The organism is uncultured Enorma sp. (assembly GCA_905210055.1).
Taxonomy (GTDB): Bacteria; Actinomycetota; Coriobacteriia; order Coriobacteriales; family Coriobacteriaceae; genus Enorma.
Genome location: CAJLVH010000128.1, coordinates 1 through 5,621, shown reverse-complemented (window position 1 = coordinate 5,621; position 5,621 = coordinate 1). Strand labels below are relative to the sequence as shown.

Genomic DNA, 5,621 nt, shown 5'->3' with positions numbered 1-5,621 from the left:
CCTGCCGTGCCTCGGCGACGCCGATCTTGAACGCCTCGAGGGTGTCGGCGACGGCGGGGAGGGCGTCGTTTGTGTGCGTGGTGGCAAGGCGCAGGTAGTAACGGCAGCGAAGATCCTCGATCGAGCGGATCTCGAATCGGCGCTCGTAGGGCTCGGCTTCCGCCTCGGGCGCCTCGCCGCGCGAGATGGCGCGCGCAAGCTCGAGGATATCGCCCACCACGGCGCTCGCGGTGGGGAAGGAGCCCGCGCCCGCGCCGTAGAACATCGTCTCGCCCACGGAGTCGCCCACGGCGAAGACCGCGTTCATAGCGCCGTTCACGCTAGCGAGCATATGGCGCTCGGGAATCATGGTGGGGTGCACGCGCGCGTCGATCCCCGCGTCGGTCATGCGCGCGATACCGAGCAGCTTGATGACGCAGCCCATCTTGCGCGCCTCGTCGATATCGACGGGTGAGATGTCGCGGATGCCCTGCATGTACACGTCGTCCGTGGTCACGCGCGTGTGGAAGGCGATGGACGAGAGGATCGCGACCTTGCTTGCGGCATCGAAGCCGTCGACGTCGGCAGAGGGATCCGCCTCGGCGTAGCCCAGACGCTGCGCGTCGGCGAGCACATCGGCGAAACTCGACCCTTCAACCGTCATGCGCGAGAGGATGTAGTTTGTGGTCCCGTTCAAGATGCCGGCGATGGTGAGCATGCGGTTGCCCACGAGCGAGCGCTCGAGCGCGGCGACGATGGGGATTCCGCCGCCCGCAGACGCCTCGCAGCGCAGCTGGACGCCCGCCTCGCGCGCAAGGCCGCACAGCCGCTCCATGTTCCGGCCGAGCAGCGCCTTGTTCGCGGTCACGACGTGCTTGCCGGCCTCGAACGCGGCCTCGAAGATCTCTGTCGCGGGATGCTCGCCGCCGATGAGCTCGACCACGATATCCACCGCGGGATCCGCTACCACGTCGTGCCAGTCGGTGGTGAACGCCTCCGGCGCGATGCCGAGTTCCGCCGCCCGCTCCGGCTCGAGCGCGCATGCCTTCGCGACGCGCAGGTCGACGCCGAAGGCACGCAGGTACTCGTCGCGATTGCGCGCGATGGTGAGCGCGGTACCGCCGCCCACGGTTCCGAGTCCGATGAGTCCCACGTTCACGGTGCGCGTAGTTTCGGGCATATGCAGCTCCTCGTCCTTCGAATGATGAGATCCAGCCCGGCCGGTTTCCACCATGTTGGTTGCGCGCGGGCATCTACGACCATATCTGCCTGCAATTCCGGCGTGTTTGGCGCATGAGGGGCGAAACAGAGATGTAACATGCTCCGCACAGGTGTGGAGGCCGAAGAACCCGCAGGTAGCGTTTATGCACAAGTCGCCGTGCACGCTCTTCACGCCCCTTGTGGGAACCTGCTGCTGCCAGAGCCCTTACGTTTCTTGCGAAAAGGGAGTAATCTAGCACGAACTACCTGTTGAAAGGTATGGGAATTTGCGTCCTTCCTGCGTGGCCGCACGCGGGGTATTGGGCGTTTGTGGGGGCTGCAGCGGTACGTCGCCGCTGCCGAATGAAGGGAGCGTTTGCATGTCGAGTCGCACTGCTATGCAAAACCTTTCCGTTAATCGTCGCACGTTCGTCGCGGGTACCGCGGGCCTTGGCCTCGTGGGCGTGCTCGCCGGCTGCTCCGGTGAGGGCGAGACGGGCGGCCCCGGTTCTGCCGCGTCCGCCGGCGGCACGTTCAAGATCGGCAGCATCGGCCCCCTCACGGGTGGCGCGGCCATCTATGGCAACGCGGTCAAGAACGGTGCGCAGATTGCCATCGACGAGATCGCAGAGGCGGGTGGCGACGTCCAGTTCGAGATGAACTTCCAGGACGATGAGAACGACGCCGAGAAGTCCGTGAACGCGTATAACAACCTCAAGGACTGGGGCATGCAGATCCTCATGGGCACCGTGACCTCCACACCGTGCGTCGCCGTGACCGCTGAGTCCAACGAGGACAACATCTTCACGCTCACCCCGTCCGGTTCCTCGACGGAATGCATCGGCGGCCAGCCCGACGCAGACGGAAACATCTCCACGCCGCGCAAGGAGAACGTCTTCCAGATGTGCTTCTCCGACCCCAACCAGGGCATGGCCTCGGCGCAGTACATCTCTGAGCAGAAGCTCGGCACCAAGATCGCCATCATCTACAAGAACGATGACACCTACTCCATGGGCATCCACGACACGTTCGTGGCCGAGGCTGCCGAGCGCGGCCTGGAGATCGTCTCTGAGACCACGTTTACCGAGGATTCCCAGACCGACTTCTCCGTCCAGCTCGACGACGCCAAGAACGCCGGCGCCGACCTCGTGTTCCTGCCCATCTACTACACGCCCATCTCGCTCATCCTCACCCAGGCCAAGCAGCGCGGCTACGCGTTCAAGTGGTTCGGCGTCGACGGTATGGACGGCCTGCTTACGGTCGAGGGCTTCGACACTTCCCTTGCCGAGGGCTGCATGCTCCTCACCCCGTTCGTCGCGACCGCCGAGGACGAGGCCACGAAGTCCTTCGTCGAGAAGTACCAGAGCGACGATTACGGCAAGGGCGAGACCCCGAACCAGTTCGCCGCCGATGCCTACGACTGCATCTACGTGCTTAAGCAGGCCATCGAGGCTGCCGGCGTGACGCCCGACATGGATGCCTCTGCCATCTCCGACGCGCTGAAGGAAGCCATCGTGGCCGACGACTTCTCCTACACCGGCCTCACCACGGCTGGCGAGGCAGCGACCTGGTCCGATACCGGTGAGATCTCGAAGATGCCCATGGGCATGGTCATCCAGGACGGCGTGTACATGCCGCTCGACGCGTAAGGGCTCGCGGGTTGTAGCGTGTAAAATGACCCCAGGGATCGTGTAAAAACACCCCAGGGGTTATTTTACATGCTTGTATCGGCGGACTTATGATTCAGGGTGGCTGCATGTAAAATAACCCCTGGGGTGTTTTTACACGACGCTACACGTATGGAGGCTGCCTGTTCGTGGGCGGCCTCCGCTTCATATGAAAGGAGGGGGGCATGGAATTCCTCGCGAACGTCATCAACGGCATGAGCCTGGGCAGCGTGTATGCCATCATCGCGCTCGGCTACACCATGGTGTACGGTATCGCCAAGATGCTGAACTTCGCGCATGGCGACGTCATCATGGTCGGCGCGTATATCTGCTTCTGCAGCGTGAGCTACCTGGGGCTGCCCGTGCTCGCAGGTATCGCGCTCTCAGTGGTGGGATGCACGGTGCTCGGCATCGTGGTGGAGCGTCTCGCCTATAAACCGCTGCGCAACGCCCCGTCGCTCAACGTTCTCATCACGGCCATCGGCGTGAGCTACTTCCTGCAGAACGCGGCACTGCTCATCATGGGCTCCGACCCCAAGAGCTTCTCGGGCATCCTGAACCTGCCGGCGTTGCGGCTCTTCGATGGGAACCTCACCATCAGCGCGACGGCGGTGATTACCATTTTGGCGTGCATCGTCATCATGGTCGCTCTCACGCTCTTCACGAGCAAGACGAAGATGGGCAAGGCCATGCGCGCCTGCTCCGAGGACCGTGACGCGGCGCAGCTCATGGGCATCAACGTGAACTCGACGATCTCCATGGTGTTCGCCATCGGAAGCGGCCTCGCGGCCATCGCGGGTGTGCTCATGTGCGCGGCGTACCCCACGCTCATGCCCACCACGGGCTCCATGCCCGGCATTAAGGCGTTCACGGCGGCGGTGCTCGGTGGCATCGGATCCATTCCGGGTGCGGCGCTCGGCGGCATCCTTCTGGGCATCATCGAGATTCTCGCGCGCGCCTACATCTCCACGCAGCTTGCCGACGCGGTGGTGTTCGCGGTGCTCATCATCATGCTTCTCATCCGTCCAGCCGGCTTGCTCGGCAAGCCCGTGAACGAGAAGGTGTAGGTGAGAACCATGGGTATCATGCAGCTTAAACCGCAGACGCGGAAGACCATCATCACCTACGCGATCGTCATCGTGGCGTTCATCGCGGTGACGATCCTGGACGCCCTCGGGCTCATCTCGAACTCGCTTTCCGGCCAGCTCGTCCCCATCTGCGCGTACGTGTCGCTCGCCGTGTCGCTCAACCTCGTCGTGGGCGTCTCGGGCGAGCTGTCGCTCGGCCACGCCGGCTTCATGAGCGTGGGCGCTTTCACGGGCGTCGTCGTGGCTGGTTGGCTTTCGTATCTCGGTGTCGAATCCGACCTCGTGCTCTTCGCCGTCTCGGCGGTGGCGGGCGCCATCCTCGCCGGCATCGTGGGCTTTTTGGTGGGCATCCCGGTCATGCGCCTGCGCGGCGATTACCTGGCCATCGTGACGCTCGCGTTCGGCGAGATCATCAAGAACCTGCTCAACAACGTCTATATCGGCGTCGACGGAGCGGGCTTGCACTTCGCGATGCTCTCCGATTCCTCCGCCCTCGGCATGAGCCAGGGCGTCATCCTCATCAACGGTGCGAAGGGCGCCGTGGGCATCAGCAAGGTCTCGACGTTCGCGCTCGGCATCGTGGTGGTGCTCATTACCGTGGCGGTGGTCTTGAACCTCATGCACAGCCGCGACGGCCGCGCCATCATGGCGGTGCGCGACAACCGCATCGCCGCAGAGAGCGTGGGCGTGAACGTGACGAAGTACCGCCTCATCGCCTTCACTGTGGCCTCCGCCCTTGCGGGCGTGGCCGGCGTGCTCTACGCCATGAACTACTCGACGGTCGTGCCGTCGCAGTTCGACTTCAACCAGTCGATCCTCATCCTCGTGTACGTCGTGCTCGGTGGTATGGGTAACATCTCCGGATCCATCGTCTCGGCCGCCTTCCTCACGGTGCTGCCCGAGGTGCTGCGCCCCATCAACCAGTACCGCATGCTGCTCTATGCGATCGTGCTCATCCTCGTGATGGTCGTGCCGCACCTTTCCATCTATCAGCGCGCGACCGAGGCACTTCGTCGGCGCTTCAGCCGTGGTGCCGCCAAGCCCGCGGTAGCCACGGAGGGCGGTGAGGCCGATGAGTAAGTTCACCGATTTCGCCCAGCGCCGTCGCGAGACCACCAAGATGGTGCCCGTGCCGAGCGTTTCGATCATGCCCGAGCGCGACCTGGGTAAGGCTCCCGCACTCGAGTGTCTGCACCTGGGAATCGATTTCGGCGGCCTCAAGGCGGTCGACGACTTCAACATCACCGTGGGCCGCACGGAGATCTGCGGCCTCATCGGTCCCAACGGCGCGGGCAAGACCACGGTCTTCAACCTGCTCACGAAGGTGTACGCGCCCACGCGCGGCACCATTATGGTCGACGGCCAGGACACCGCCGGTATGGATCCGGCGCGCGTGAACCGTCTGGGTGTGGCGCGCACGTTCCAGAACATCCGTCTGTTCAACTCCATGACCGTTGAGGAGAACGTGGCGGTTGGCCTGCACAACCAGCGTCACTGTGGTATGGCGACGAGCATCCTGCGCCTCCCGCACCACTGGAAGAGCGAGCGGTACTACCACGAGCGGGCACTTGAGCTGCTCGATATCTTCGACATGGCGGGCCTCGCCGATCACGAGGCGGGTTCTCTGCCCTACGGCGCCCAGCGCCGCTTGGAGATCGTGCGCGCGCTCGCCACGAACCCGAAGCTG

At 63.9% G+C, this 5,621-nt stretch carries 5 protein-coding genes; 4 read left to right on the top strand and 1 reads right to left on the bottom strand.

Annotated features, from left to right (window positions below; genetic code table 11):
- The coding region (locus QZ079_RS07725; protein WP_297037243.1) for a homoserine dehydrogenase at positions 1-1,159 on the bottom strand (1,159 nt) is incomplete at its 3' end.
- 400 nt (positions 1,160-1,559) lie between these two features.
- Between QZ079_RS07725 and QZ079_RS07720 the strand changes: the two genes are divergently transcribed.
- The 4 genes from QZ079_RS07720 to QZ079_RS07705 form a co-directional block, all read left to right on the top strand.
- Positions 1,560-2,828 carry an ABC transporter substrate-binding protein gene (locus tag QZ079_RS07720; protein ID WP_297037241.1) on the top strand — a complete coding sequence of 423 codons (1,269 nt, stop codon included), beginning with the start codon at positions 1,560-1,562 and terminating at the stop codon, positions 2,826-2,828.
- Between the two features lie 203 nt (positions 2,829-3,031).
- Positions 3,032-3,913 carry a branched-chain amino acid ABC transporter permease gene (locus QZ079_RS07715; protein ID WP_297037240.1) on the top strand — a complete coding sequence of 294 codons (882 nt, stop codon included), beginning with the start codon at positions 3,032-3,034 and terminating at the stop codon, positions 3,911-3,913.
- 9 nt (positions 3,914-3,922) lie between these two features.
- Positions 3,923-5,014 (top strand): branched-chain amino acid ABC transporter permease, encoded by a 1,092-nt coding sequence (locus tag QZ079_RS07710; RefSeq protein WP_297037238.1) that lies wholly within the window; start codon positions 3,923-3,925, stop codon positions 5,012-5,014.
- Positions 5,007-5,621 (top strand): ABC transporter ATP-binding protein (locus tag QZ079_RS07705; protein ID WP_297037236.1); only part of this gene is annotated, 615 nt, incomplete at its 3' end. The genes QZ079_RS07710 and QZ079_RS07705, both read left to right, overlap by 8 nt.